Source organism: Desulfosudis oleivorans Hxd3, from assembly GCF_000018405.1.
In the GTDB taxonomy this organism is placed as follows: domain Bacteria; phylum Desulfobacterota; class Desulfobacteria; order Desulfobacterales; family Desulfosudaceae; genus Desulfosudis; species Desulfosudis oleivorans.
Window position 1 is genome coordinate 1,321,419 of sequence record NC_009943.1, and the last position, 25,032, is coordinate 1,346,450.

Below are 25,032 nucleotides of genomic sequence, written 5' to 3' on the forward strand. Positions count from 1 at the left end.
CGTGAAATGTTTGAACCGGAAACAAAAAAGACGATCAACAAGGAGCAGACAACGACACCCATGAACTTTGCGGACGATACCCTGCTGGACCAAATTCACCGGGACGCGATACGCGTACTGGAAGAGACCGGTGTGTGGTGCCCTTCAACGGAGGTGAGGGATATCTTTGAACAGACCGGGCAGGCGGCTTTTGACGAGACCACCGGCCACCTGCACGTGCTGGGGCCCCTGGTGGACCAGGCCCTGGCCATGACCCCGAAACGGGATTCCTACTGGATCGGTGAAAATGCCTTTGGCGTGGGTGGTACCGCGCCCTTTGTGCATGACGATGCCACCGGCGAACTGATTACCCCCACGTTTGAACACCTGGCAAAAATCGCCGCCATCGTGGACCAGGCGGACGTGATTGACTTCATGGCCCGGGGTGTGCTGATTCCCAAGCACGAGGTGGAGGTGATGGACACCATCATTGAGACCTGCCAAAAGCCGGTATATGTCGCGGCGGTCTCTGAGGCCGGCATTGCCCGGGCCGGGGAGATTCACCGGAGCCGGGGCGGCTTGACCGTTCAGTTCTCCATCATCAACAGCCCCCTTGCCATCATCGAGAGCATGATTCCGCCGTTTCTCTCCTGCGTGCGGCAGGGGATTCCCATTTATGTTTCCACCATGCCCATGGCCGGGCTTTCCGGCCCTTACTCCATGTCCAGCCTGGTGACCCTGACCCATGCCGAGGCCCTGTTCGGCATCACCCTGGCACAGCTGGTCAACCCCGGCATTACGGTGGTTCATGCCGGCCTGCCCTCCATTGCCAGCATTAACGACAACTATGCCGTGAACCTGGGGCTGGTCTCCTTCAATATCGCCAACCTGCTTATGGAGAAGGTGAACAAGCGCCTGGACCTGCCCTCCATTCAGACCGCCTGCACCACCAGCCAGGCCCATCCCAACAAGGTAGCTGAAGCCGAGGCGATCAACGGGTTTGCCCTGATGAAAAAATACGGGTTTCACCAGATGCGCCACGCCTTCGGGTTTTTAAAGGAGCTGGTCTCTTTTTCCATCGCCAAGCTGGAGCGTCACATCGACCTGTGCCGGTCCACGGACCCGGACCAGGCCCCGGAATATGAGCTGGAGCCCTACGACCCGGAGGGGCTGGCCGCAATCATGCGAAACACCAGCCGGGCCGGTTACATGCGGGACGACCACACCCTGAAAAACACGGGAAAATCTTTTTTAATATGAACCCAAGCCAAAGGAGAGAGCCATGACACAGTTTGCAAATATGACGGAAGCGATTCTGGCCGGTGATCCGGACAGGGTAAAGCAGCTGGCCGAAGAAGGGATCAGCAGGGGCGACGATGCCGGGGCCGTGATGGCGGCCATGATCGGGGCCATGGATATCGTGGGCGAGAAGATGGAAGCGGAAGATATGTTCATTCCCGAGGTGCTGATGTCGGCAAAGGCCATGAGCGCGGGCACCGAGTTGCTCAAGCCCCACCTGGCCGAAGGCGGGGACGGTAACAAGGGCACCCTGGTGATCGGCTCCGTGCACGGCGACCTGCATGACATCGGCAAAAATCTGGTCAAGATGCTCATGGAAGGGTCGGGTTTTTCCGTGGTGGACCTGGGCACCAACGTGGCGCCGGACGCTTTTCTGGCCGCGGTAAAGGAACATTCGGCCAGCCTGGTGGGCATGTCGGCCCTGCTGACCACCACCATGCCGGTGATGAAGGAGGTGGTGGACGCCCTCAAGAATGCCGGGCTGCGGGACCAGGTCAAGGTGCTGGTGGGCGGCGCTCCGGTCACCGATGCGTATGCCGAGCAGATCGGGGCCGACGCCTATGGCGCGGACGCCGGATCAGCGGTGCGCATCGCCAAGTCCCTGGTGTAACCCCCACCCGTCAACTGCCGAATCAGGAGAAAAAGGAGAATAAACAATGGCAAATATTCGCAGCAACCAGAACGCTTTGTTAAGCCCCATGGCCCGGAAGATGTCGGAAGACCAGTGCAGAAAGCTCTACTGGGCCTGCCTGGAAATTCTGGAGCGCACCGGCGTATGCCTGCACGAGCAGGCGGCCGTCGACCTGTTTAAAAAGGCCGGCGCCATGGTAAGCGATGGCAACCGGGTACGCATTCCCGCCGGCATGGTGGAAAAGGCGCTGTGCACGGTGCCCCGCAAAATCAACTTCTGTGACCGCAACGGCAACCGGGCCATGCAGGTGGGGGGCCACCGCAGCTACTTCGGCACCGGTTCGGACTGTCTTCACATCATCGACCACCGCACCGGCCAGCGGCGAAAGGCGGTGCTTCAGGACATCGTTGAGGGCATGACCCTTTGTGACGCCCTGGACCACATCGACTTTGTGATGTGCATGTTTCTGCCGTCGGACGTGCCCCAGGAAAAACTGGACCGCTACGAGATGGAGGCCATGCTCAACCATACCACCAAGCCCATTGTCTATGTGACCACCGAGTTTTCCGGGTGCAAAGACGCCGTGACCATGGCCGAGATCGTGGCCGGGGGTGAGGACCAGCTGCGGCAGCGGCCTTTTGCCGCCTGCTACATCAACGTGACCACCGGGTTGCGTCACAACGGCGAGGCACTACAGAAGCTGCTCTACCTGTCGGGCAAGGGGCTTCCCTTTACCTATATTCCGTCGGCCCAGGGCGGCGTGACCGCGCCCATGACCATTGCCGGTACCATGGCGGTGAACAATGCCGGCGTGCTGGCCGGCCTGGTGCTTTCTCAGCTCAATAACGAAGGCGCCCCCTTTATCATGCCGGGGTGGGGCGGCAACATGCTGGACATGAAAACCACCACCCAGCCCTATGCCGATCCGGAAAAACGGGGCCAGGCCATAGATTTTGCCCATTTTCTGGGGCTGCCCACCTTCAGCCTGGCCGGATGCAGCGAGTCCAAAGTCATGGACCAGCAGGCATCCGCCGAAGCGGCCCTGACCCTGTTTACCGACGCCCTGTTCGGCGGCAACCTGGTCCACGACGTGGGCTACCTGGAATCGGGGCTGAGCGGCTCGCTGCCCCAACTGGTGATCTGCAACGAGATTTTAAGCTGGCTGGACGCCTTCATGCATCCGGTGGATATATCCGATGAGACCCTCTGTCTGGAACTGATCGACCAGGTGGGGCCGGACGGCCAGTACCTGGACCACCCCCACACCATGGAACATTTTCGTGAGCGGTGGTACCCCGGCATTTTCGATCGCTCGAACCATGCCTCATGGCAGAAAAAGGGGGCGAAAAATCTTGGCGAGCGGGCTACTGAAAAGGTGGACAAAATTCTGGCCGACCATAAGTCCGAGCCCCTGGCGCCGGACGTGGCAAAGGCTGTGCATGCCGTGATAGAAGGATAGAAAGGAGACGTGCCATGCGGGTGGCCATCTGCCAGACAAAGCCGGCGCTGCTGGATGTTCAGACCAACCTTGAATCGGTGATTGCCCATATTCATAAATGCCGGGAACAGGGCGCCCAGCTGGTGGTTTTTCCTGAACTGGCCCTGACCGGTTATTTTGTGGGGCTCCAATATCACAAGGCGGCCCTGCGCATGGATTCCGACCAGATTCGAAAGCTGGCCGCCGCCACAAAAGGGACCGCCGCGGTGGTGGGATTTATTGAAGAGTCCCGGTCCATGAACTTTTACAATTCGGCCCTGATCGCGGTGGACGGGGAGATTCTGTTTGCCTACCGCAAGCTGAACCTGCCCAACTACGGGGCCTTTGAGGAACGCAAGTTTTTCGCCAACGGCAAGCATATCCGGGTGTTCCGGCTCAACGACTTTAACGTGTCGGTGTTTATCTGCAACGACATGTGGCACCCGGCCCTGCCCTACCTGGGCGTAACCCAGAAGGCCGATATTTTTGTCTCCATCATCAACTCGTCGGAAGAGTCCATGGGCGCGGAGTTCAACAACGTGGAGAGCTGGGATATCATCAACCGGTTCTACTCCCGGGTGTTCGGCATTTACAACATCTGCGCCAACCGGGTGGGCACCGAAGACCCGGACGAAACCTGGGATATACCAGAGGATGACAAGCTGCTGAAAAAGACATCGGACGTGTTCCTGGTGCCGGAGGTCAAAAAGCGGTACCGGTTCTGGGGCGGCAGCGAGATCATCAACCCCTTTGGGCAGCGGATTTATAAGGCCAGACTCTATGAGACCGACGTGATCATGGGCGAGCTTTCAAAGGACCTGGTCCGGCGCAAAAAAATTCTGCTGCCCTACCTGAGAAACGACGACCCCTATTTTACCCGGCGGGAACTGCACCGCATCCTGTTTGAACAGGCCGGTGATACCTCCAGGCCCCAGCACAAACTCTGATCAGTCCCGCGCTGTCTTTGCCTTTCCGGGGCGGCCCCGCTTTGCGGGCATTTTTTTCGGCGGGGGCGGATCAACACCGCTGAGGGGGCCGGCCTCGGCCAGAATCGGGGCCGCGTCGATGTCCCGGGCGTTCATCAGGGCCACCACGCGCTGCAATGAGCTGAGGATCATGGCCTGTTCCCAGTCGGCCAGCCGGTGAAAAGACTCGATAAAATGCTGCTGCAGCAGGGGAGGGGCCTTTTCCAGCAGCTGCCGGGCCGAGGCGGTCACCGTGATGTAGACCTTGCGTTTGTCCTGCCGTCCCCGCCGCCGTTCAACCAGCCCCCTCTGTTCCAGCCGCTCCAGGATGCCGGTCACAGTAGGCTGGCCCAGGCTCACGGCCTTGGCGATCTCGTTGATGGCAACTTCCTGGTGAACAGAAATGGTTTGGAGCACGATTAACTGGGGCCCGGTGAGCCCGAACTGCCGGACCAGTGCCCTGGAATGCAGGTCCACGGACTGAATGATGCGGCGAATGGCGATCAGTACCTGGTTGGAGATGGCTGTGTCTGCCGGCTGACAGGTGGGTCGGTTCATATGCGTTTCAGTCCTTCTGAATAGTTTTGAGGTATGCTTCCCACTCCACGGGCACCAGCTGCTGCTTTTGCGTGTTGCACGATTTGCAGGCCGGCACCACGTTGCCCTTTGTGGTTTTGCCGCCCCTGGACAGGGGCACCACGTGGTCCATGGTCAGCTCCGCCGGCCGGAAGGGTTTTCCGCAGTAGTAACAGGTGCCTTTGGCCAGCCGCTGTTTCCACCACTGGGTTTGCCGCAGGTCCCGTGCCTTGTTTTTTTCCCGCCTTATCGACGTATTATCGACCATGTCCTCCCAGGGGGAAGTCGATTTCACGCGGCGATGTGCCGGTCCTTTAGCCACCGGTTGATCTCCCGTGTCAGAAGGGTGTAGTAGCGTTCCGATCCGCCCAGGCCCCGCCGGCCGAAATAGTAGTTGATTTCAAGAAACAGCGGGTCGCTTTCGGGCCGGTCCGCCGGAAAGATCAGGTCAAAGCCGGCCAGGTTGATACCTGTTTTTTCGCAGACCGCCTGAATCGCGGCAATTCCCTTTTCCTTCAGCTCCGGGTGGGCCTGATCATCAATGTCGGCGCCCCTGGCGATGTTCACGGCAAAGCCGGTGGTGGCACCGGCCACCCGCCAGTAGGCCACAAACGTTTTATATACCACGACCACCCGCAGCACGCCGAAAAAGGGTGGAACATACCGCTGCAACAGAAAGCCGGTCTGGCCGGTGCGCTCCCAGGCACGGGCCTTGTCAAGCAGGGGCGCCATGTCTTCCGGCCCTGTTAAAGGAAACACGCCGCGGCCCTCATCCGCCTGGTCGAGCTTGAAGACCAGAGGGAAATCCAGGGACGGTCTTCCGTCCTTGTGTGTTTCGGAAAACACCTTTACCGTTTTATAAGTCATGGTTTCCGGGTGGGCAACCCCGATTTTGGAAAACAGTTCGGCCTGGCCGATTTTGCCCGGCCAGGCAAACCGCGTGGAAAAATCGGGAAACACGTTCCGGCATCGCTTTTGGGCCTCCGTGTAGAGTGCGGGGCCGCACGCCTGGTGCAGGATCACGGCCGAGGCGTGTTCCATGGCCGCTTTTTCATCTTCGGTCAATGATCTGCCCGCACAGTGGATGTAGCGGTCTCCGGGAAAGCAGGGATGGAAGGAAAGCACGGTCATGGATAACCGAACTCTGACAGCCGCCTGTCGTCTGAGCTCCAGTTTTTTTGAACCCGGACAAAAAGTTCCAGAAAGACCCTGGCCCCGGTCATTTGCTCGATATCCTGCCGGCTCTCCTGCCCGATCTGTTTGAGCATGGCCCCCTGCTTGCCGATAACGATTCCCTTCTGGGAGTCCCGTTCCACGTGAATGGTGGCCTGAATGTGAATGACCGACCCCTCTTTTTTCTCTTTGAAGGTGTCGATGGTCACGGCCGTGGCATAGGGAATCTCCTGGCCGGTGAGGCGGAACACCTTTTCCCGGATCATCTCGGCGGCCAGAAACCGCTCCGGCGCGTCGGTGAGCATCTCTTCGGGAAACAGGGGCCCCCCTTCGGGCAGCAGCGTTTCCAGCTCGGCCATCAGGTCTTCGGTCTGAATCGACTCCAGGGCCGATATGGGAACGATTCGCTCAAAAGCGTAGAGCCGCTGCCAGGAGTCAATCATCTCCAGCAGCTTGTGCTTTTTGATCCGGTCGATCTTGTTTAAGGCAAGGACCACGGGCTTGTTGTGGTGTTTCAGGTGTTCAATGGTCAGGTGCTCGGCATCCTTCCGGGGTTTTACCACGTCGATGACCAGCAGGATCACGTCCACATCGGCCAGGGCCGACACGGCAGTGCCCACGATGGCGGTGTTCAGTTTTCCCTTGGGCCGGAAGATGCCCGGCGTGTCCACAAACACCACCTGGGCGTTTTTGCGGTTCACAACGCCCAGAATCCGGTTGCGGGTGGTCTGGGGTTTGTCCGAGGTGATGGAGATTTTTTCTCCGGCCAGCAGGTTGAGCAGGGTGGACTTACCCGCGTTGGGCGGCCCGCAGATGGCGATAAAACCGGAGCGAAAATCCTTTTTGGGTTCCAGCGGGTCGGTCATCGATTATTCCTCAAGAATCCCCGTCATGCGGGCAATAGTCTCCAGGGCCGGGTCCCGGCCCATTTTCTGCAAAGTGGAAAAAAGGATCATCTCATCCGCGCCAATGCCCACGGCCCGGGCAATTTCGTGCCGCCGGCGGTCGGCGGCCGTCTTTTTAAACTTGTCCGCCTTGGTCAGCACCATCTTCCAGGGAATATCATAATGGGCGCACCACTGCATCATCAGGAATTCATCCTCCCTGGGCTCCCGCCGCAGGTCCATCAGCAGCATCAGGCCCCGTAGGGTTTTCCGGCTGGACAGGTAACGCTCCACCATGGGGCCCCATGTCTTCTGTTCCTTGCGGGAGACCTTGGCATACCCGTATCCCGGCAGGTCCACGAACATCAATTGGCCGTTGATGTCAAAAAAGTTGATCAGCCGGGTCTTGCCGGGGGTGGAACTGGTCTTGACCAGGTTTTTGCGGTTGACCAGAAGGTTGATCATGGAGGACTTGCCCACGTTGGACCGGCCGGCAAAGGCGATCTCCGGCAGGTCCGTGTCCGGATACTGGGATGGCTGGACCGCGCTGATGACAAACTCGGCGGATCGAATGATCATGAAGGCTACCTTCCGGGTCTGTCGCCCATACCCTGTTATATTACCTTGTTCAGGGGATACTCGATAATACCCTGGGCCCCCTTGGCCATCAGTTCAGGAATCAGGTCCCGCACCGTTTCCGAATCCACGACGGTTTCCACGGCAAACCAGTCGGACTGGTAAAGCGGTGCCACCGTGGGCGCGTTGAGGCTGGGCAGCAGATTCACAATGGCGTCCAGGCCGGCATGGGGCACGTTCATTTTCAGGCCCACCAGTTTTTCCCCCAGCAGAGCGCCTTTGAGCAGCAGGGCGATCTGCTCCAGCTTGGCCTTCTTAAACGGGTCTTTCCAGGCGTCATGGTTGGCGATGAGCTGGGTGTGGGTCTGCATCATCTCGTGGATAATGCGCAGGCTGTGTGCCCGGATGGTGCTTTCCGTCTCCGTGATCTCCACGATGGCGTCGGCCAGGCCCGAGACCACCTTGGCCTCTGTGGCGCCCCAGGAAAACTCGACGTTGACCGATATCTTTTTTTCCTGGAAAAATCGTTTGGTGTAGTTGACCAGTTCGGTGGAGACGGTTTTTCCCTCCAGGTCTTCCAGCTTCTGGATCGGCGAATCCTTTGCCACGGCAATGACCCACCGGGCCGGCCGGGCGCTGGCCTTTGAATAGACCAGGTCGGCCACCACGTGCACGTCGGAGTTGTTTTCCGCGATCCAGTCCTTGCCGGTAAGGCCCGCGTCCAGGGTGCCGTGCTCCACGTTGCGCGCCATCTCCTGGGCCCTCAGCAGGGCGCAGGAGATGTCCGGGTCGTTGATGTCCGGAAAATAGCTTCTGCCGTTGACGTTGATTTTCCAGCCGCACCGTTTAAACAGGGCGATGGTGGCGTCCTGAAGGCTTCCCTTGGGAATGCCGAATTTCAATACCTGTGTCATTTCTTGTAGACCTCCGCGGGATCAAAAACCCGTTCCTGGGTAATACGGCCGGTGCCGTCGGCCTCCACCTTTGTAAAAAAGCAGCTTCTGTACCCCCTGTGACAGGCGGCGCCGCCAATCTGCTCTACCCTGAAAAGCAGGGTGTCGTTGTCGCAGTCGATGCGGATTTCCTTTATAATCTGTACATTGCCAGAAGACTCCCCCTTGACCCACAGCTGTTTACGGGACCGGCTGTAATAGGTGGCTTTTCCCGACGCCAGGGTCGTCTCCCAGGCCTCCCGGTTAATATAGGCCAGCATCAGCACCTCGCCGGTGGCCGCGTCCTGGGTGACGACCGGTACAAGCCCCCCGGTCTTCTCAAAATCAGGTGTTATCATTCCTTCGGTTCCATCCTTTGTTTTATTAATGGTATCGTATTGTTGGTAAATGTTTAGTAGCGTCTGCCCGGCCGGATGTCAATAAATTTCATGAAATATGCGGCTTGCATGTTGAAACCGGCTTCTATATAATTCAAAATTTTTAAACTCCCGGAATCGGGAAAAGCTGGAAAGACCATGTTTTTCAAAAGAAAAAAACAGGCCGGCCCGGACCGGCCCGTCGAAAAAGCCGAAGAGAGCCTGACAAAAGGGGTGATGCTGGCCTACTGGATTCTGCTGCTGCACCTGGGGCTGATCGCAATTGCCGGCCTGGTGGTGCTTATTTTCAGGGGCGTTGCGTATTATTTTCTGTGGCTCGTGTTCGGCGGCGCCGCCATTGTGGCGGGCAGTGGATACTACATATTAAAAAAGATGAAGCAGGAACGCCATACCATTCAGCAGATCCTGCGAATGCCGGAGTTCCGGGGCCGGCCGGTGGAGATCAGCCTGCTGGGCGGGGCCGCCTCCCTGCGTATGGGCGGCGGGTCGCCGGCCCCCATGGATGTCAACCCGGCAGGTGGTTCTGCCACGCCGCTGCTGGAAGACCCGGCCCGCACCCGTATTCGCGACCTGGGCGAGCTGGGCCGGCTCTACCGGGACGGCATGATCACCCGGCAGGAGTATGAGGCCCTGAAGAGCGGAATACTGGCATCGGTCCGGCCGGAAGCGTTGAATGGCGACCCATCGGGCACGGTGGATATCGGCTCTGCGGAATAAACCAATCGCTGTGAGGGTTTTATGGCAGGCGAAGACAATATGGCCTACATCCTGATCGCGCTTTTTTTTACCAGCCTGTTTTTCTTTTTCTTTTTTTCCGGTCTGTGGCATTGGGTCTGGTACGGCCGTGGCGCGGACCGGTGCGGTCCGCTGCTTGCCCATCGAATTTCCTGGTTTCGCAAGAAAGGGGACGCTGCCGTGCCGGCGGCCCAACGGTTTGCCAAGGTGTTTACCACCCTTCTGGTGCTGGTTGCGGTGACGGCCCTTGGTGTGGTGACTTACCTTATGATCAGTTGATGCCGGATGCTTTTTTCTGTTCAGATTCAATAGAATATATTATACTTTGCAACAGATTTTTTCCCCATGACGCTTTTGCGGCCCGGGGCTGTTTTGCCGGCCGTGAAACCATGACGACAGGAGCCGGTGATGAGTTTTCTGCTTCAGGTCTATGTGGGTTTTCTGTTCTTTTCCGCTGTCGTTTTTCTGGTGGCCACGCGTATTGTGCACAAGAACTCCATCGTGGCCGTTGTCGGCTATACCATCATTGCCGGCACTGTCATCGGGTCCCTGCTGACCTTTGCTTACACCACCGGGAACTGGGCCAACCGGTATCTGCTGGCCGGCACTCTGGTCGGCTATTTTCTGGTACTGGCTGTTTTCTATGTCGGCCTGATGTACTATATCTATTCCCGCGTGAAAAAGCCCTTAGAGTCCATCATTGTCATCAACAAGGGAATCGCCGATGGTGACCTGCGGCACAAGGTTCTGGATTTCCAGGGAGAACGAGAGCTGGCGGAACTGGCGGCCTCCATTTCGGCCACCAGCTCCCGGTTGAATTCCATTGTGTCCGGTATTGCCGCCGATGTGAATGTGCTTGCCGAAACCGCGGGCACCCTGATCGACCGTTCCACGCAGCTCCAGCAAAACGCCGGCAGAATGAAGGAGCAGGCGTCGGCTGTTGCCACGGCTTCCGAAGAGATGAACACCAACCTGCTGTCGGTCTCTTCTTCGGCGGAACAGTCCTCCCGGAACATCAACCTGGTGGCCGCGGCCTCTGAAGAGATGTCTTTGACTATCAATGAAATCGCCAAAAGCACGGAACGGGCACGCAGAGTCTCTGGCGATGCCACGGTCCAGGCCAATTCGGCTTATGAAAAGATATGGAAGCTTGAAAACAGCGCCCTTGAGGCCAACACCATTATTGAGACCATCAACGAAATCGCCGAGCAGACCAACCTGCTGGCCTTGAACGCCACCATTGAGGCGGCCCGGGCCGGGGCGGCGGGCAAGGGATTTGCCGTGGTGGCCGACGCGGTCAAGCAACTGGCCGGCCGCACCGCCGCCGCCATTGTGGACGTGAAGGAAAAGCTGGAGGTGATGGCCGAGTCCCGGGCCGAAACCATCGCCAATATTGTGGGGATTCAGCGCATCATCACCGGCCTGGACGAGATCGTCTCCGGCATTGCCGCCTCCATCGAACAGCAGAGCGCCACCACCCGGGAGATTGCCAGAAACGTCAACGAGGCGGATCAGGGGGTGGCCGAAGGCACCCGGCGGCTGGCCGAATCCACGTCTGTATCGCGGCAGGTGAACACCGACCTTTCCCATCTTCACGAGGCGGTGGACCAGACCCGAAAAACAGGGGAGGCGGTGCGGGAGATTGCCGACCGGCTGTTGCAGATGGGCGATGACATAAAATCTCTTGTGGCCTATTTTCGTGTATGATAAAAAGCCGTAAAATTGAAAATGGATGTGATGGATTGTGACCTGGTTGATTTCCAAAGATGACCATCGTCAGGCCCTGCGGATGCGGCGGTCCCTGATCGCGCTGACCGGCTATGTGGTGATTACCCTGGGCTCCACGCTGATAGCATCGGCCGGCCTGATTCGCGGCAACACGCTCACCGTGCTGGCCCTGGTGATGGGCCTGTTTGTCCTGATGGCCGTTTTTTTCCCGGCGCTGATATACACAGGCTTCAACAGGCGTTTCAAAGACCCCAGCCTGACCATGCCCCAGCTGCTCCAGGCTATTTTCTTTGTCACGGTTTTCAGTTACTTCATGGTCAGTGAGATTCGCGGGGTCAGCACGGTACTGTATATTCTGGTGTTCGTGTTCGGCACCTTCCGGCTCAGGCTGAGGGAGTTCATGGGCCTGGTGGCGCTGACCGTGGCCCTGTATGCCGGGGCCATGGCCCTGCTCCATTACCGCCACCCGGAGGCGGTGACGGTGAAACTGGAGATCATTCGAGGCGCCATCCTGGTGCTGTCGCTGCTGTGGGTCTCCTACATGGCCAACTATATCGCCAACCTCCGGCGGCGCATCAAGGAGATGGCCAGTTTCGACGCCCTTACAGAAGTTTATAACCGGCGGGAGATATTTGAAATTCTGGACCGGGAAAAGTCTTTTTCCGACCGTTCGGCCATTCCCTTTTCCCTGTGCATCCTGGACCTGGATGATTTTAAGGAGGTCAATGACACCTATGGCCACCAGGCCGGGGACGAGGTGCTCAAGGCCTTTGCCCGGGCTCTGCGGGAAAATGTCCGCACCGAAGATTACGTGGGCCGGTACGGCGGAGAAGAATTTCTGGTGGTGTTTGTCAATTTTGAGTGCCGGGACAACAGCGTGACCTGCGTGGACAGGCTGTTAAAGGTGACGGAACGGCTTACGTTCCCGGGCATTGCCGATGGCCTGAAAATCACCACCTCCATTGGTGTTTCCGCCTACCGGCCGTCAGAAACCATTGACGCGGTCATTGCCCGGGCCGACCAGGCCCTTTACGAGGCCAAGGCCGCCGGCAAAAACCGGATTGTCTGCAGCGAACCCTGCGGCGCCTGAACCGCCGGCCCGGTTTCTCTTTTCCCCCACCTGGTTTGCCTTTTTGACTTTTTCTCCGGTTCCCTTTATGATGCCTGAAAATACAGTTATTCTTATGTCTTTTGTTGCAAAGGCGAGTCGTGTCCCCTACATGGAATACCATTAAGTCCGTACTTGAGCGGCGTGAACAGCAGACCCTTTCCTCCCGGGCCGAGTCCAGCGCGGCCGGCATTCGGCGAAGAAGTGAAGACCAACTGGACCGGGACTACCGGCTGGCCTTTGCCGTGGACGTGGACCGCATTCTTCACTCCCTGGCCTATACCCGGTACATCGACAAGACCCAGGTCTTTTACCTGATTGAAAACGATCACATCACCCACCGGGTGCTGCATGTGCAGCTGGTGTCCAAGGTGGCCCGCACCATCGGCCGGGCCCTGGGCTTAAACGAAGACCTGATCGAGGCCATTGCCCTGGGCCACGATATCGGACACGCCCCTTTCGGCCATGAAGGCGAGACCTACCTGTCGAAGCTGTGCGAACAGGCGGGCATCGGCCCGTTTCTGCACAACGTGCAGAGCGTCCATTTTCTTGAATCGGTGGAGCGAAAGGGCAGGGGGTGCAACCTCTGCCTTCAGACACTGGACGGCATTCTGTGCCATGACGGGGAGATCCACACCACCAGCCTGAAGGCCGACCGGAAGAAAAATTTTCAGACTTTTGAAGAGGAGATCGCGGCCAAGCGGCGTGATCCCTCCCTGCAACTGACCCCCATGACCATGGAGGGGTGCGTGGTGCGGTTTGCCGACACCATCAGCTACATCGGCCGGGACATCGAAGACGCCATTCGGCTGGGCCTGGTCCGGCGGGAGGATCTCCCGGCGCAAAGCACGACCGTGCTGGGCGACACCAACGGCAAGATCGTCTACAGCCTGGTGACCGACGTCGTGACCCAGAGCATGGACAAGGACCATGTGGCCTTCAGCGAGGCGGTGTCCGCGGCTCTGCGGGCCCTGAAGCGGTTCAACTATGAGCATATCTACATGAACCAGAGGATCAAGTCCGCTTCCAACCGTATTGAGTCCCTGTTTGCCCTGCTTTTTGAACGATACCATGGCGACCTGGAGGCGGATAACCGGTCATCGGTGATTTTCACCCATTTTTTAAAAGACATGTCCCCGGACTACCTGGAGCGGCACACGCCGCCGGAGGTTGTTCGGGATTTCATATCCGGCATGACGGACAACTATTTTCTGCGCCAGTGTCCGCCGGACATGCAGCCGGTGCTTGATGTGGCCGGAACGTGACCCTCTATATCTCATGGAAATCTTTTAAAGTTGAATTCTTCGGGTTCTCGCATGAAACATACTGGCGAAAGGGAGCGCTTAAAAAGGTTGATGATCGCTCCAAAAGGCTCTATTTTAGGAAAAATATGTTAATGCCGCCTTTTTGGATCTACTGATCTCACGCAAAGGAGCTTGAAAAATGAAAAAAGCAAAAATTGTGGTAGTGCTGGTCATCGTTTTGGCGATCGGTTTTATCGGATGGCAAAACGCGGGTTTTGTCACGGATCAGCGGCCGTTCAAGGTCCTGACCTACGAATCCCCGGAGATTTATAACGGTGTGGTGATTCTGGCGGCATTCCTGCTGGGCGCTCTGCTGGCCTACGTGTCCGGTCTGCTGACACGGTTTAAGGCCAGAAAGGAAATTAAGGAGCTGACCGCCCGGGTGGAGTCCTGCCAGGCGGAAAAAAGCGTTCTTCAAAAGGAGAAAGCCGTGGCGGCCGCTGCGCCCCCGGCAGCGCAACCACCGGACGCCGGCCCGACAGGCCCGGATGGGGCAGCCTGACCCGCTGAAACGACATGTGGGCAATAATCCTGAAACGTATTTTTAAACAGGTGGTTTGAATATGGCTTCCACAGGCGCCACTCCCATGATGCAGCAGTATCTCTCCATCAAGGAGCAGCACCGGGACGCCATTCTTTTTTACCGAATGGGCGACTTTTACGAGATGTTTTTTGAGGACGCTCAAACCGCGGCCCCGGTCCTTGAGATCGCTCTGACCTCCCGCAACAAGAACGACACCGATCCCATTCCCATGTGCGGTGTGCCGGTAAAGGCCGCGGACGGCTATATCGGCCGGCTCATCGAAAACGGGTTCAAGGTGGCGGTATGCGAGCAGACCGAGGACCCTGCCGCGGCCAAAGGCCTGGTCCGGCGGGACGTGGTGCGCATCGTCACTCCGGGCATGATCATCGACAATGCTCTGCTGGAAAAGGGAACCAATAACTACGTTGTCTGCCTGGCCCATGCCGACGGTGTTGTGGGGTTTGCCAGCGTGGATATCTCCACCGGCACTTTTCGGGTGTGCGAGTCCTCCGACCTGCGGGCCGTGCGCCACGAGCTGCTGCGCATCGCGCCCCGGGAAGTGGTAATACCGGAATCCGGCGCCGATGACGCGGCGCTTTCGCCCTTTGTTTCCCTTTTTCCGCCGGCCATTCGAACAACGCTCGCTAACCGGGAGTTTGATTACAGAACCGCCTGCCAGCGGCTGACCGACCAGTTTCAGACCCGGTCCCTGGAGGGGTTCGGGTGCCGGGGCCTCAAACCCGGCATTGTCGCGGCCGGGGCCCTGCTTTCCTATGTAAACGATACCCAGAGACAGAAGGCGTCCCACCTGACCGGGCTGGAGGTCTACAGCATCGACCAGTACCTGCTGATGGACGAGGTGACCTGCCGGAATCTGGAACTGGTGGCCAACCTTCGCAACAATGGCAGGCAGGGAACCCTTATTGATGTGCTGGACGCCTGCGTCACCGCCATGGGCAGCCGCCTGCTGCGGCGCTGGATGCTCTATCCCCTGCTGTCGGCAGAAGCCATCAACCGGCGGCTGGACGCGGTGGCAGAGGCCAAAGAGGGCCTGGGCACTCGAAAGGCGGTGCGGGAACTGCTCAAACAGGTCTACGATATCGAGCGGCTTACCAGCCGGGCCGTTATGGGCCGGGTCACCCCTCGGGACCTGCTGGCCTTGAAACAGACCCTTTTCGCCCTGCCGGGTCTGGCAACAGAACTGAAGTCTTTTGACAGCCCTTTTTTCTCCTTTGCCGGGGAACCGGGGCCCGAAGGCCTTGATAAGCTGGCCGGCCTGGCCGATCTGCTGAAGGCGGCGGTGCGGGAGGACGCGCCGGTTTCCATCGCTGACGGCGGTGTCATCAACCCCGACTATCATCCCCGGCTGGCCGAACTGGTAACCATCAGCCGGGACGGCAAGAGCAGCCTGGCCCGGCTGGAGGCAACGGAAAAAGAGAAGACCGGCATTTCCACCCTCAAGGTGCGGTACAACAAGGTGTTTGGTTACTATATCGAGGTACCCCGGTCCCAGGTGGGGGCCGTGCCGGCTCACTACGTTCGCAAGCAGACCCTTGTCAACGGTGAGCGCTACATCACCGACGAGCTTAAGGTGTTTGAGGAAAAAGCCCTGGGCGCCGAAGAACAGCGCGTTCGGCTGGAGCAGGAGTTGTTTGCCGATATCGTGGGCCGGGTGACCGCGTGCAGCCCGATGCTGTTTGCCGTGGCCCGGGTCGCGGCCGGAATCGACGTGTTGTGCGCCCTGGCCCAGGTGGCCGATGACCATGACTATGTCCGGCCCGAGATGCTGTCCGGCGGCGAGATCATCATTGAAGAGGGCCGTCATCCCGTGGTGGAGCGCATGCTTTCCGGCGAACGGTACGTGCCCAACAGCATTACGTTAAACGATACCGACCGGCAGCTGCTGATCATCACCGGTCCCAACATGGCGGGCAAATCCACGGTGCTGCGCAAGGTGGCGCTGTTTTCGGTCATGGCCCAGATGGGCTCCTTTGTACCGGCCCGGCGGGCCGCCATGGGTGTGGTGGACCGGCTCTTTACCCGGGTGGGGGCCCTGGACAACCTGGCCTCAGGCCAGAGTACCTTCATGGTGGAGATGGAAGAGACGGCCAACATCATCAACAACGCCACGCCGAAAAGCCTGGTGGTGATCGACGAGATCGGCCGGGGCACCAGCACCTACGACGGCCTGAGCATTGCCTGGGCCGTGGCCGAGGCCCTGCATGATCTGCACGGCAGAGGGGTCAAGACCCTGTTTGCCACCCATTACCACGAGCTGACCGAACTGGAAAACACCCGGCCCCGGGTGAAGAACTTTCATATTGCCGTCAAGGAGTGGAACGATACCATCATTTTTTTAAGAAAGCTGGTGGAGGGCAGCACCAACCGCAGCTACGGCATTCAGGTGGCAAGGCTGGCCGGCATTCCCGGCCCGGTGATCGCCAGGGCCAAGAAGATTCTGCTGGACATCGAGCAGGGCACCTACAGTTTTGAGGCAAAGTCCGGCACTGCTCCGGGCACCGGACAGAGCGGCCCGGTTCAGCTCTCCCTGTTTACCCCGCCGGAACAGATGCTGGTGGACCGGCTTCAAAAGGTCGACATTTCAACCATGACGCCCCTGGAGGCATTGAACTGCCTTCACGAACTGCAACAGAAGGCGCACGCCATATCGGAGACCGACGGATGATCTGCCGAAAACGCGCATCGTTTGTGATGATTCTCGGCTGCGTGGCAGCGGTGTTCTTCTCCTGCGCCTCTTCTTCGGCAAACCTCAAGACCCGGTTTTTTGAGGCGGAAAACTGTTATGCCGACCTGTCCCAAAATCCGTCCCGGCAGCAGTACCGGTCCTACTGGCAGCGGTGTATTAACGCCTTTCTGGATGTCTATGAGCAGGATCCCGCCGGTCCCTGGGCCGCGGCCGGCCTTTACCGGGCCGGGTTGCTGTACACCGAGATGTATAAGCACTCCTACCGGTCCGCCGATCTTCAGGAGGCCGCCGACCTGTTCAACCGCATTGTTCACCGGTTCCCGGACAGTGCTTACAGCGCCAGGGCAAAGGAGCAGCTGGCCGGGCTTTCCGGCAAGACGACGGTGGTCAAAACCCCGGCCACGGCCCCGCCTTCCCCGTCGCCGTCCGAAGATAAGATAAAGGCCCGTTATTTTGAGGCCGAGGGCTGTTACAGCGACCTGGCCAACGCCCCCCGCCGCCAGAAATACCGCAGTTACTGGCAGACCTGTATCGACGGGTTTTACGATGTGTACAAAAGCGACCCCACCGGTCCCTGGGCCGCGGCCGGCCTTTACATGGCCGGAAAGCTTCAGACCGAGTTGTACAAACACTCCTACCGCCAGGCCGACCAGGACCGGGGGGTTGAACTGTTGCAGCAGGTGGTGCGCGAGTTCCCCCAGAGTGCTTATAATGAAAAGGCAGTGGCCGTGCTGGGCGGTATTTCCGGTGCCTCGCCCCTGGTGGTGTCCGATGCCGTCTCCCCGGATGACCCTGCCGACGATCCCTACTGCATGCCCCCGCCGGAAACAACCCCTGCTCCCCCGGGGCCCGCCATTGTGGAGGGGCTGCGGTTCTGGTCCAACCCGGCCTATACCCGCGTGGTCATCGACACCAACAAACAGGTGGAATACAACCACAACCTGCTCAAGCACGACCCCCGCCAGGGCAAGCCCCAGCGGCTGTACGTGGACCTGGCCCAGTCCCGGCTGGGCAAGGACATGTCGCGCAGCATACCGGTGGACGACAATCTGCTGAAAGATATTCGGGCCGGCCAGTTTACCACCGATACCGTGCGGGTGGTGGTGGATATCAAGTCCTTTGAGGACTACGATGTTTTCTATCTGCAAAACCCTTTTCGTATCGTCATCGACGTGAGAGGGGAAAACGGGGACAAGGCCCAGGTGGCCCGGGCACCGGATGAAGTGCTGCCGCCCTCCACCGGTCCCAAGTCCCTGGCCGAACAACTCTCCCTGGGGGTGCGGCGCATCGTGATCGACGCCGGTCACGGCGGCAAGGACGGGGGCGCGCCCGGATACCGGAAGGGCGTCCATGAAAAGGCCGTCACCCTTTCCCTGGCCCGGAAACTGGCCGACCAGATTCGACGGGAGATCGGGTGCGAGGTGATCCTGACCCGCACCTCGGACACATTCTTAACACTGGAAGAGCGCACCGCTATAGCCAACACCCGCAACGCCGACCTGTTCATCTCCATTCACACCAATGCCTGCCGCTCCAACAACGCCTACGGCATCGAAACCTATATTCTCAACATCGCCACCGATGAAGAGGCCATGGAGGTGGCGGCCCGGGAAAATGCCACCTCCACAAAGAACATCAGCGATCTTCAGGTGATCCTTCAGGACCTGATGCAGAACACCAAGATCAACGAATCCAGCCGCCTGGCCGGTTTTGTGCAGGGCTCCCTGGTCGGCAACCTGAAAAAGAGCTACAGCCGGATAAAAGACAAGGGCGTCAAGCAGGCCCCGTTCTATGTTCTGCTGGGTGCCCAGATGCCGGCCGTGCTGATCGAGACCGGGTTTATCAGTGACAAGACCGAGTGCGGTCGCCTGATCGACGGCAGCTATCAGGACAAAGTGTGTGAAGGCATCGTCAGGGGCATTAAAGAATACATGCGCCACACCAAGATGGCGGCCTTCTCCCCTGGCGGGGATGGATAGCCTGAAATACCCGGCCACGGCCTGCCTGACCTGGAATACCGGGATTTTTCACCACGAAGACCCCGAAGAAAAGAAGATCACAAAGAAAAAAAATTCCATCCCCCTTCTGCTTGTAGTGACGCCGTCAGGCGTTTGACAACAGGCCATTTCCAATGCCCTTACGGGCACACTACAAACAGAACATCCATGCGATCTTTTATGTTGAATATGTGCCATGACGCACATCCAATAGATAGCAGGCTTTTTCTTTGACATTTCAAATAAATAGATTCTAGAATTCGAAAAAAGAGGGGAAGTGGGTGTTTTGCCTCATGACATATAATCAATGCTGGGCCGAATAAGACGAGAGCAGATATGTGTGAGCGTTGCAAAATAAGAACGGAAAAGATATGGCCAGAATTAAAAGTTGGCCGATGCTACAGAACCCCTGATCTTTACAAAGGTAAAGATTTTCGTATTGAAGGAGATTCCGGGGACATGATATTAAACAGTAAGAAAATATCCGGCGGTGTGATACCGGTGACTGCTATTCCAGGTTTTCAACGTCGGCGATGTCCTGGGGTCTGCCGGAGGCGAGTTTGTTTTTTTTCAGGCTGTCGATGTCGATAAAGTCAATTGGAATGCCGCTGACATCGGCCTGAATTTTTGAGGCGTAACAGGTATCAAAATCTACCCCCTTGATGCTTGTCAGCAGATCAATCCGGTTAGGGGGATAGCCAAGCTGAATTACGTAGTTCTCTTTCAGAAAGTCTTCTTCCGTAATATCTACCGAGCCAAAGCCGAAGGTCTCCAGTGCCTTGAGAAGATTTTGAGCGTTGTCGGGAGAGCGCTGCACCCAGACATCCAGGTCTTTTGTGTAACGCGGATGCCCATGGAACGCGACAGCGTATCCTCCTACCACCAGGTAACGGACGCTATTGCTGTTTAATAATTCGATAAACTCGACAAAATCCCTGCTCAGCATTTCCTCTCCAGGCGTGGTATTCTTGGCGGATGCGTTCCAGCGCGTCAATCCGTTCCTGAGGGGACCGGGACTGCCAGAACGCAAAATCGGTGGGCTGTTCGCTCAATTTATACTTTTTGACCACCTTGTCGATACTCATTTCCGCATGTTCCCCCTTAATAGAAAACAGCCCATATAGGCCTTTATACTTGTTTCTATTGTGAAAATCAACGCAAAAGCTTGTGGCTGGAGTGACTGCGGGCAGGAGGAGGGCGGCAGGCAGAGATGAATCATGCGGAAGCACCGGGAGCCGCACACCGTCGACCCCGATGCTTCCGTCAACACAAACCCTATGTAATCAGGTTCTGAATCCGCATCATGAAGTCGCCGAAATCCCGGCCGTACTCCGGGGAGCCTTCAATGGAAAGATAGCCTTCCCGAATGGCGGTAATCATGTCCACGTCGTTTAATACCACGGGCATGGCCCCTTCCACGCCGTTGAACTTCAGGTGAATAAAGGGGCGCCGTTTGGTGAAGGTGCCCCGGCCGGCCTTGGTTTTGCCGGCCTTGACCCGCAGGTAGGCGGCGATTTCGTCATCCACGGTGATCTGGTAGATGCGCTCCGGCTGCTGGCTGGTCCACTTGGCCATCTCCGGATCGCCGCCCTTGTTGTACTGGGACATGGCCGTGGTGATCATGTAAAAGGTCATCTTGACCTTCAGCCGTTTTTTGGCCGGGTCTTTGGGCCGGGCGTTGGGCATCAGGATTTTAAGGGCCAGAAGGATGGTCATCACCTTGATCAGGAGCCCCACCTTGAATATTCCCCGAATCCGGGGCAGGGCGGGCTTGCCGGCAAACATGGCGTTCATGGATGCCACACTGCCGAACACAAAGGCGATGTCCGGCTTGTCCACCACGCCCTGGACCACGGTAAACGAACCGTTGTCAAACACCAGGCAGGCCCCCACGTCACCGGCCGGGTCACGGGCCACGAACTGAACATCGGCCTGGACCTTTTCAAACCGTTTTTTGATCTTGGGATCATCTTCCAGCAGTACCCGGATCACGGGAAGCACGGCCCTTAAAAAGATGCGTGACGCCATCAACTCTCGTTCGGTTGCCATAGGTTACACCTCGTCTTCCCAGTCTTCGTCTTCCTCAAAATCCATGTTCATCACTTCCCGCACCGTCTCCAGGACGCCGTCGGCATCCAGCTTGTAGTGGGTATACAGGTCTTCCGGGTACCCCACTTCGCAGTAGCAGTCGGGAATGCCCACCCGCTTGAAGGCGCACCCCTTGCCGTTGTCCGCGATCACCTCGGCCACGGCACTGCCCAGACCGCCGATCAGATTGTGCTCTTCAAACACGATGACCCGCCGGGTTTCGGTGACCGCCTTTAATACCGCCTCGGTGTCCAGGGGTTTGATGGTGTGCATGTTCAGCACCCGCACGGAAAGCCCGTCGTTCTCCTTGAGTATCTTTGCCGCCTCCATGGCGTGAAATACGGTGATGCCGCAGCAGATCAGGGTGATATCCGTGCCGGAGGCCAGTTCCACGGCCTTGCCGATCTGGAACCCGTACTCTTCGCTGTCGTAATACCGGGGCTCGAATCCCCGGCCGATGCGGATATAAACCGGCCCGGGCCAGTTGACGCACTGCTTGACCGCGTTGGCTGTCTCGATGCCGTCGGCCGGCACGATCACCGTCATGTTGGCAAAGGAGCGCATGATGGCGATATCTTCGGTGCAGTGATGGGTAGTGCCGGCCTGTCCGAAGGAGGCCCCGCCGTGGGTGGCGATGATTTTCACGTTCAGGTTCTGGTAGCAGATGTCGGTGCGCACCTGTTCCGCGGCCCGCATGGCGGTGAAGGCCGCCATGGTGGAGACAAAGGGCAGCAGCCCGGACTTGGCCAGCCCGGCGGCCACGCCAAACAGGTTCTGCTCGGCAATGCCCACGTTGAAAAAACGGTCCGGAAAATGGTCCTGGAACTTGCCGATCTTGGTGGACTTGGCCAGGTCGGCGGAGAGCCCCACGATGTCGGGGCGCATTTTGCCCAGATCACACAGCACCTGGCCATATATCTCGGCCTGGGTCAGGGTGTCTGCGTCATATACGGTCCAGCTTAAACCTTCAGCCATGGTAAACTCCTTTTATACGAATGGGTTGTTTCACTGTTACACGCGGCCATAGGCCTTGTTCAGGGAGTTCCTGGCCGATTCCAGCAGCTCGGAATCCAGACCCCCGTAATGCCATTTGACCTGGTTTTCCATGAACTCGACCCCTTTGCCCTTGGCGGTGTTGGCCAGAATCAGCACCGGCCCGCTCTTTTCCGCGTGGGCATATTCAATGGCATCGGCCAGGGCGTTAAAATCGTGGCCGTCGATCTCCCTGACGATAAACCCGAAGGCCTTCCACTTGTCGGCAAACGGCTCCAGGTTCATGATCTCTTCCGTGGCCCCGTCGATCATCAGCTTGTTCCGGTCTACAAAGGTGACCAGGTTGGTCAGCTTGAAGTGGGCCGCCGCCATGGCCGCCTCCCACACCGAACCCTCGTTGCACTCGCCGTCGCCCAGGATGCAGTAGGTCATCCAGGATTTTTTCTGGAGCCGCGCGCCCAGGGCCATGCCCACGGCAATGGGCAGGCCGTGGCCCAGGGAGCCGGTGGAGGCGTCCACGCCACGAACCTTGTTGCCGTCCAGATGCATGCCGAAGGGGGACTTGAATTTGTTGAACCCCTTTAAAAGCTCAAAATCAAAATACCCTTTTCGTGCCAGCACCGGGGCATAGGCCACACCGGCATGTCCCTTGCTCAGGATCAGCCGGTCCCGGTCTTCCCAGCCGGGGTTTTTCGGGTCCACCTTCATATACTTGTAGTAGAGAATGATCAGCATATCCACCACGGAGAGTCCGCCGCCGATATGGGCGCCGCCGGACCAGCCGGTGATGTCCACCACGTCCCGCCGGGCCTGGTACGCCTTGTCAGCCAGCAGGGTCAGTTCTTCCTTTGTAAGTGCCACGGTGTCTTCCTCCTATTTCTTTTGTGGGTTGTCGCCGATGACGGCAAAGGCCTCGTCCGCGATTTCAAGGGTGCGGGCCAGGTCTTCTTCGGTATGGGCCGCCGACACAAACCAGTTGTGGTGAGAAGTGAAAAAGGCGCCCCGCCGGGTACATTCGCCGCACCATCGCTGGTGCAGCATCAGGGAGGGGTCGTCGGTGATGCGCAGGTAGGGCATGGCCGGATGGCCGGAAACCTTCAGGTCATAGCCGTGACGCCGGGCCGTCTCGATCAGGCCGTCTCTCAGCTTTTCGCCGTAGGCCAGCATGGCGGCCGCGGCATTGATGCGCGCCATCTCGTCAAGCGTGGCAATGGCCGCTGCCATGGGAACCGCGGAGAACCAGTAGCTGCCCGTGTAAAACACCTTGGCCGCCGCTGATTTTAAGGCATCGGTGCCCATCAGGGCGGAGATGGGATACCCGTTGCCGATGGCCTTGCAAAAGCAGACCAGGTCCGGCGTAAATCCGAAATAGACGTGGGAGCCCCGCAGGTCCAGCCGGAACCCGCAGCGAATGTCGTCAACAATCAGCACCACGCCGTGTTTGCGGCACAGGGCCTCGATTTTTTGCCAGTAGCCCTGGGCCGGCATCTCGTTGTCCGCGAAAACCGGGTGGTGGTAGGGGGTGGCGATGAACCCGGCGATCTGGCCGGGATATTGCTCCAGCACCGCTTCAAAGGCGGCCGCGTCATTCCAGGGAATGCGGACCATGTGGGCCGCGTCCTCTTCGGTCACGCCATGATGGCCGAAGGTCTGTGCCCAGGGCGCGGTGCCGTGGTATCCGCCGCGAATGGCCACGATCTTTTTTCTGCCCGTGGCGTGGCGGGCCACCATCAGGGCGTAGGAGGTGACGTCGTTGCCGTTTTTGGCAAAAAAGGCCCAGTCCATCTGCGCCACGGTGTTTACCAGCTTTTCCGCCAGCTCCACCATGACCGGGCCGGGGCAGGAGAGGCAGTTGCCCTTTTCCAACTGGGCCAGGGCGGCCCGATCCACGGGCTCGCAGTTGTAGCCCAGCACCATGGGGCCGTAGGCGCACATGTAGTCGATAAACTCATTGCCGTCGATGTCGGTAAAGCGGGCGCCGGAGGCCTTTTGCGCGAAAAAGGGGTAATTCTCCGGCGGCACCAGGGGGGCCGGGCTGAAGTGACCGTAAATGCCGCAGGGGATGACGCCGGCCGCTTTTTCAAAAAGGCGTCTGGAGTTTTCATAGGTATAGGGAGTCGTCATCGGTCTTCCTCTTTTCAGGGTTGCAGGTAATGGGGAATCCGGTCCAGGATCAGGTCCACGGTGTCGATCATGGGAATCTGGCCCTGAATTTTTACGTCCCCCAGCGCGATGGCGGTAAAGGGATCGATCTTCTGGTTGAGCAGCCGGTTGGCGGTGTCCATGTCTTTCATCAGCAGCAGGGCCGCCGGCCTGTCGTGTTCACCTTTTTCCATGGTGATTTTTCCCTTTGCCACGATCAGTGTGACGGCCGGGCCGTCGGGCAGAATCTTCATCACCATGGGGCCGTCGGGCATGGCCCCGGCCACCGCTCTGGACTGGGCATCGGTGCCGGACAGAACCGCCACAGCCCGGCCGGCCGTGTGAAGGCTCATCAGCGTATTGAGCGTGGCATAGTCGGCGTCCTGAAGCAGGTCCTCGGTGGGCTTGAGAAAATACTCCATCCGTCTGGTGATGGCGGAAAACTCCTTTGCCATAAAGGGGAGTTTGGTAAACCCCTTCAGGGGAATGGGAATGCCTTTGTTCTCAAACATGGCGTTGAGATGGCGGCACGAGATAAACATCAGCCGCACATCCGGCGACGGGTGCTTGCCCGCGCCGGTTTCACAGGTGCCGTTTGCAAACCGGACAAAGGCGGCAGGTCCTTTTGGCACGGCAAACTGGATGCAGATGTTCCAGTTTTTTGTCATGGCCGCTGCAGTGGCGTCGAGCCGGACCAGGTCCTCAAGATTGGGCAGCACGGCGTAAAGATTCAGCTGCGCCAGAACAGTATCATGGTTCACAACACCCTCCTGCTTTGGTTGTTGATGACGTTCGTTTTCGATTCAAAGGGGCGGGC

Annotated in this window: 25 protein-coding genes; 12 read left to right on the forward strand and 13 right to left on the reverse strand. The window is 58.5% G+C overall.

The window, feature by feature from the left end; translation table 11 throughout:
• Positions 1–6: 6 nt before the first annotated feature.
• Genes DOLE_RS05685 through DOLE_RS05700 form a run of 4 tightly spaced genes read left to right on the forward strand, consistent with a single transcriptional unit; the run spans position 7 to position 4,333 of the window.
• Positions 7–1,239: a trimethylamine methyltransferase family protein gene (locus DOLE_RS05685; RefSeq protein ID WP_012174534.1), complete on the forward strand. Its 1,233-nt coding sequence runs from the start codon at positions 7–9 to the stop codon at positions 1,237–1,239.
• 22 nt (positions 1,240–1,261) lie between these two features.
• Entirely contained in the window at positions 1,262–1,888 is a 627-nt protein-coding gene (locus DOLE_RS05690) for a corrinoid protein (RefSeq protein WP_012174535.1), read from the forward strand.
• Between the two features lie 46 nt (positions 1,889–1,934).
• Complete coding sequence (locus DOLE_RS05695; RefSeq protein WP_012174536.1) at positions 1,935–3,368, forward strand: trimethylamine methyltransferase family protein; 1,434 nt, start codon at positions 1,935–1,937, stop codon at positions 3,366–3,368.
• A gap of 14 nt (positions 3,369–3,382) precedes the next feature.
• Complete coding sequence (locus DOLE_RS05700) at positions 3,383–4,333, forward strand: nitrilase-related carbon-nitrogen hydrolase (RefSeq protein WP_012174537.1); 951 nt, start codon at positions 3,383–3,385, stop codon at positions 4,331–4,333.
• On the opposite strand, the gene DOLE_RS05705 is transcribed toward DOLE_RS05700, so the two are convergent.
• The 7 genes from DOLE_RS05705 to hisI are packed head-to-tail and all read right to left on the reverse strand — an operon-like array spanning position 4,334 to position 8,851.
• Positions 4,334–4,909 (reverse strand): MarR family winged helix-turn-helix transcriptional regulator, encoded by a 576-nt coding sequence (locus DOLE_RS05705; RefSeq protein ID WP_012174538.1) that lies wholly within the window; start codon positions 4,907–4,909, stop codon positions 4,334–4,336. It lies immediately after the preceding gene.
• Between the two features lie 7 nt (positions 4,910–4,916).
• Positions 4,917–5,222, reverse strand: coding sequence for an HNH endonuclease (locus DOLE_RS05710; RefSeq protein ID WP_232362728.1), 306 nt, complete (start codon positions 5,220–5,222; stop codon positions 4,917–4,919).
• Positions 5,219–6,058, reverse strand: a complete 840-nt coding sequence (locus DOLE_RS05715) for an ATP-grasp domain-containing protein (RefSeq protein ID WP_012174540.1) — start codon at positions 6,056–6,058, stop codon at positions 5,219–5,221. Before DOLE_RS05715 ends, DOLE_RS05710 begins: the two co-directional genes overlap by 4 nt.
• Positions 6,055–6,966, reverse strand: coding sequence for a GTPase Era (gene era, locus DOLE_RS05720; RefSeq protein WP_012174541.1), 912 nt, complete (start codon positions 6,964–6,966; stop codon positions 6,055–6,057). The genes DOLE_RS05715 and era overlap by 4 nt, the downstream gene beginning before the upstream one ends.
• A 3-nt stretch (positions 6,967–6,969) precedes the next feature.
• A complete protein-coding gene (yihA, locus tag DOLE_RS05725) occupies positions 6,970–7,563 on the reverse strand; it encodes a ribosome biogenesis GTP-binding protein YihA/YsxC (protein ID WP_012174542.1) in 594 nt (197 codons plus the stop codon).
• Between the two features lie 35 nt (positions 7,564–7,598).
• Complete coding sequence (gene hisG / locus DOLE_RS05730; protein ID WP_012174543.1) at positions 7,599–8,474, reverse strand: ATP phosphoribosyltransferase; 876 nt, start codon at positions 8,472–8,474, stop codon at positions 7,599–7,601.
• A complete protein-coding gene (gene hisI, locus DOLE_RS05735) occupies positions 8,471–8,851 on the reverse strand; it encodes a phosphoribosyl-AMP cyclohydrolase (protein ID WP_012174544.1) in 381 nt (126 codons plus the stop codon). The genes hisG and hisI overlap by 4 nt, the downstream gene beginning before the upstream one ends.
• Positions 8,852–9,028: 177 nt before the next feature.
• On the opposite strand from hisI, the gene DOLE_RS05740 reads away from it, so the two are divergent.
• The 8 genes from DOLE_RS05740 (at position 9,029) to DOLE_RS05775 (ending at position 18,974) form a co-directional block, all read left to right on the forward strand.
• The gene (locus DOLE_RS05740; RefSeq protein ID WP_012174545.1) at positions 9,029–9,607 is read left to right on the forward strand and encodes a hypothetical protein; all 579 of its coding nucleotides are present in this window, start codon (positions 9,029–9,031) and stop codon (positions 9,605–9,607) included.
• A gap of 21 nt (positions 9,608–9,628) precedes the next feature.
• Positions 9,629–9,904 carry a hypothetical protein gene (locus tag DOLE_RS05745; RefSeq protein WP_012174546.1) on the forward strand — a complete coding sequence of 92 codons (276 nt, stop codon included), beginning with the start codon at positions 9,629–9,631 and terminating at the stop codon, positions 9,902–9,904.
• 129 nt (positions 9,905–10,033) lie between these two features.
• Positions 10,034–11,332, forward strand: a complete 1,299-nt coding sequence (locus tag DOLE_RS05750) for a methyl-accepting chemotaxis protein (RefSeq protein ID WP_012174547.1) — start codon at positions 10,034–10,036, stop codon at positions 11,330–11,332.
• Positions 11,333–11,369: 37 nt separating this feature from the next.
• Positions 11,370–12,443 (forward strand): GGDEF domain-containing protein, encoded by a 1,074-nt coding sequence (locus DOLE_RS17115; RefSeq protein ID WP_012174548.1) that lies wholly within the window; start codon positions 11,370–11,372, stop codon positions 12,441–12,443.
• Between the two features lie 119 nt (positions 12,444–12,562).
• The gene (locus DOLE_RS05760; RefSeq protein WP_012174549.1) at positions 12,563–13,726 is read left to right on the forward strand and encodes a deoxyguanosinetriphosphate triphosphohydrolase family protein; all 1,164 of its coding nucleotides are present in this window, start codon (positions 12,563–12,565) and stop codon (positions 13,724–13,726) included.
• Positions 13,727–13,904: 178 nt separating this feature from the next.
• On the forward strand, positions 13,905–14,267 hold the full coding sequence (locus DOLE_RS05765; protein ID WP_012174550.1) for a lipopolysaccharide assembly protein LapA domain-containing protein: 363 nt from the start codon (positions 13,905–13,907) through the stop codon (positions 14,265–14,267).
• Positions 14,268–14,328: 61 nt separating this feature from the next.
• The gene (gene mutS, locus DOLE_RS05770; RefSeq protein WP_012174551.1) at positions 14,329–16,974 is read left to right on the forward strand and encodes a DNA mismatch repair protein MutS; all 2,646 of its coding nucleotides are present in this window, start codon (positions 14,329–14,331) and stop codon (positions 16,972–16,974) included.
• Entirely contained in the window at positions 16,971–18,974 is a 2,004-nt protein-coding gene (locus tag DOLE_RS05775; RefSeq protein ID WP_012174552.1) for an N-acetylmuramoyl-L-alanine amidase, read from the forward strand. The genes mutS and DOLE_RS05775 overlap by 4 nt, the downstream gene beginning before the upstream one ends.
• 526 nt (positions 18,975–19,500) lie before the next feature.
• Here the strand turns inward: DOLE_RS05775 and DOLE_RS05780 are convergent.
• The 6 genes from DOLE_RS05780 to DOLE_RS05805 all read right to left on the reverse strand — a co-directional run bounded on the left by DOLE_RS05780 (position 19,501) and on the right by DOLE_RS05805 (position 24,976).
• Positions 19,501–19,938 carry a DUF6036 family nucleotidyltransferase gene (locus tag DOLE_RS05780; protein ID WP_012174553.1) on the reverse strand — a complete coding sequence of 146 codons (438 nt, stop codon included), beginning with the start codon at positions 19,936–19,938 and terminating at the stop codon, positions 19,501–19,503.
• A gap of 329 nt (positions 19,939–20,267) precedes the next feature.
• Positions 20,268–21,041 carry a hypothetical protein gene (locus tag DOLE_RS05785; RefSeq protein WP_012174554.1) on the reverse strand — a complete coding sequence of 258 codons (774 nt, stop codon included), beginning with the start codon at positions 21,039–21,041 and terminating at the stop codon, positions 20,268–20,270.
• A 3-nt stretch (positions 21,042–21,044) separates the two neighbouring features.
• Positions 21,045–22,055 carry a transketolase family protein gene (locus DOLE_RS05790; protein ID WP_012174555.1) on the reverse strand — a complete coding sequence of 337 codons (1,011 nt, stop codon included), beginning with the start codon at positions 22,053–22,055 and terminating at the stop codon, positions 21,045–21,047.
• A gap of 36 nt (positions 22,056–22,091) precedes the next feature.
• Entirely contained in the window at positions 22,092–22,934 is an 843-nt protein-coding gene (locus DOLE_RS05795) for a transketolase (RefSeq protein ID WP_012174556.1), read from the reverse strand.
• A gap of 12 nt (positions 22,935–22,946) precedes the next feature.
• Complete coding sequence (locus DOLE_RS05800) at positions 22,947–24,197, reverse strand: aminotransferase class III-fold pyridoxal phosphate-dependent enzyme (RefSeq protein ID WP_012174557.1); 1,251 nt, start codon at positions 24,195–24,197, stop codon at positions 22,947–22,949.
• A gap of 14 nt (positions 24,198–24,211) precedes the next feature.
• On the reverse strand, positions 24,212–24,976 hold the full coding sequence (locus DOLE_RS05805; RefSeq protein WP_012174558.1) for a hypothetical protein: 765 nt from the start codon (positions 24,974–24,976) through the stop codon (positions 24,212–24,214).
• Between the last annotated feature and the right edge of the window lie 56 nt (positions 24,977–25,032).

Bases quoted from the DNA above. Each gene is read 5' to 3' on its own strand.
- DOLE_RS05685 (WP_012174534.1), top strand. From the start codon at position 7: ATGTTTGAACCGGAAACAAAAAAGACGATCAACAAGGAGCAGACAACG.
- DOLE_RS05690 (WP_012174535.1), top strand. From the start codon at position 1,262: ATGACACAGTTTGCAAATATGACGGAAGCGATTCTGGCCGGTGATCCG.
- DOLE_RS05695 (WP_012174536.1), top strand. From the start codon at position 1,935: ATGGCAAATATTCGCAGCAACCAGAACGCTTTGTTAAGCCCCATGGCC.
- DOLE_RS05700 (WP_012174537.1), top strand. From the start codon at position 3,383: ATGCGGGTGGCCATCTGCCAGACAAAGCCGGCGCTGCTGGATGTTCAG.
- DOLE_RS05705 (WP_012174538.1), bottom strand. From the start codon at position 4,909: ATGAACCGACCCACCTGTCAGCCGGCAGACACAGCCATCTCCAACCAG.
- DOLE_RS05715 (WP_012174540.1), bottom strand. From the start codon at position 6,058: ATGACCGTGCTTTCCTTCCATCCCTGCTTTCCCGGAGACCGCTACATC.
- era (WP_012174541.1), bottom strand. From the start codon at position 6,966: ATGACCGACCCGCTGGAACCCAAAAAGGATTTTCGCTCCGGTTTTATC.
- yihA (WP_012174542.1), bottom strand. From the start codon at position 7,563: ATGATCATTCGATCCGCCGAGTTTGTCATCAGCGCGGTCCAGCCATCC.
- hisG (WP_012174543.1), bottom strand. From the start codon at position 8,474: ATGACACAGGTATTGAAATTCGGCATTCCCAAGGGAAGCCTTCAGGAC.
- hisI (WP_012174544.1), bottom strand. From the start codon at position 8,851: ATGATAACACCTGATTTTGAGAAGACCGGGGGGCTTGTACCGGTCGTC.
- DOLE_RS05740 (WP_012174545.1), top strand. From the start codon at position 9,029: ATGTTTTTCAAAAGAAAAAAACAGGCCGGCCCGGACCGGCCCGTCGAA.
- DOLE_RS05745 (WP_012174546.1), top strand. From the start codon at position 9,629: ATGGCAGGCGAAGACAATATGGCCTACATCCTGATCGCGCTTTTTTTT.
- DOLE_RS05750 (WP_012174547.1), top strand. From the start codon at position 10,034: ATGAGTTTTCTGCTTCAGGTCTATGTGGGTTTTCTGTTCTTTTCCGCT.
- DOLE_RS05765 (WP_012174550.1), top strand. From the start codon at position 13,905: ATGAAAAAAGCAAAAATTGTGGTAGTGCTGGTCATCGTTTTGGCGATC.
- mutS (WP_012174551.1), top strand. From the start codon at position 14,329: ATGGCTTCCACAGGCGCCACTCCCATGATGCAGCAGTATCTCTCCATC.
- DOLE_RS05775 (WP_012174552.1), top strand. From the start codon at position 16,971: ATGATCTGCCGAAAACGCGCATCGTTTGTGATGATTCTCGGCTGCGTG.
- DOLE_RS05780 (WP_012174553.1), bottom strand. From the start codon at position 19,938: ATGCTGAGCAGGGATTTTGTCGAGTTTATCGAATTATTAAACAGCAAT.
- DOLE_RS05785 (WP_012174554.1), bottom strand. From the start codon at position 21,041: ATGGCAACCGAACGAGAGTTGATGGCGTCACGCATCTTTTTAAGGGCC.
- DOLE_RS05790 (WP_012174555.1), bottom strand. From the start codon at position 22,055: ATGGCTGAAGGTTTAAGCTGGACCGTATATGACGCAGACACCCTGACC.
- DOLE_RS05800 (WP_012174557.1), bottom strand. From the start codon at position 24,197: ATGACGACTCCCTATACCTATGAAAACTCCAGACGCCTTTTTGAAAAA.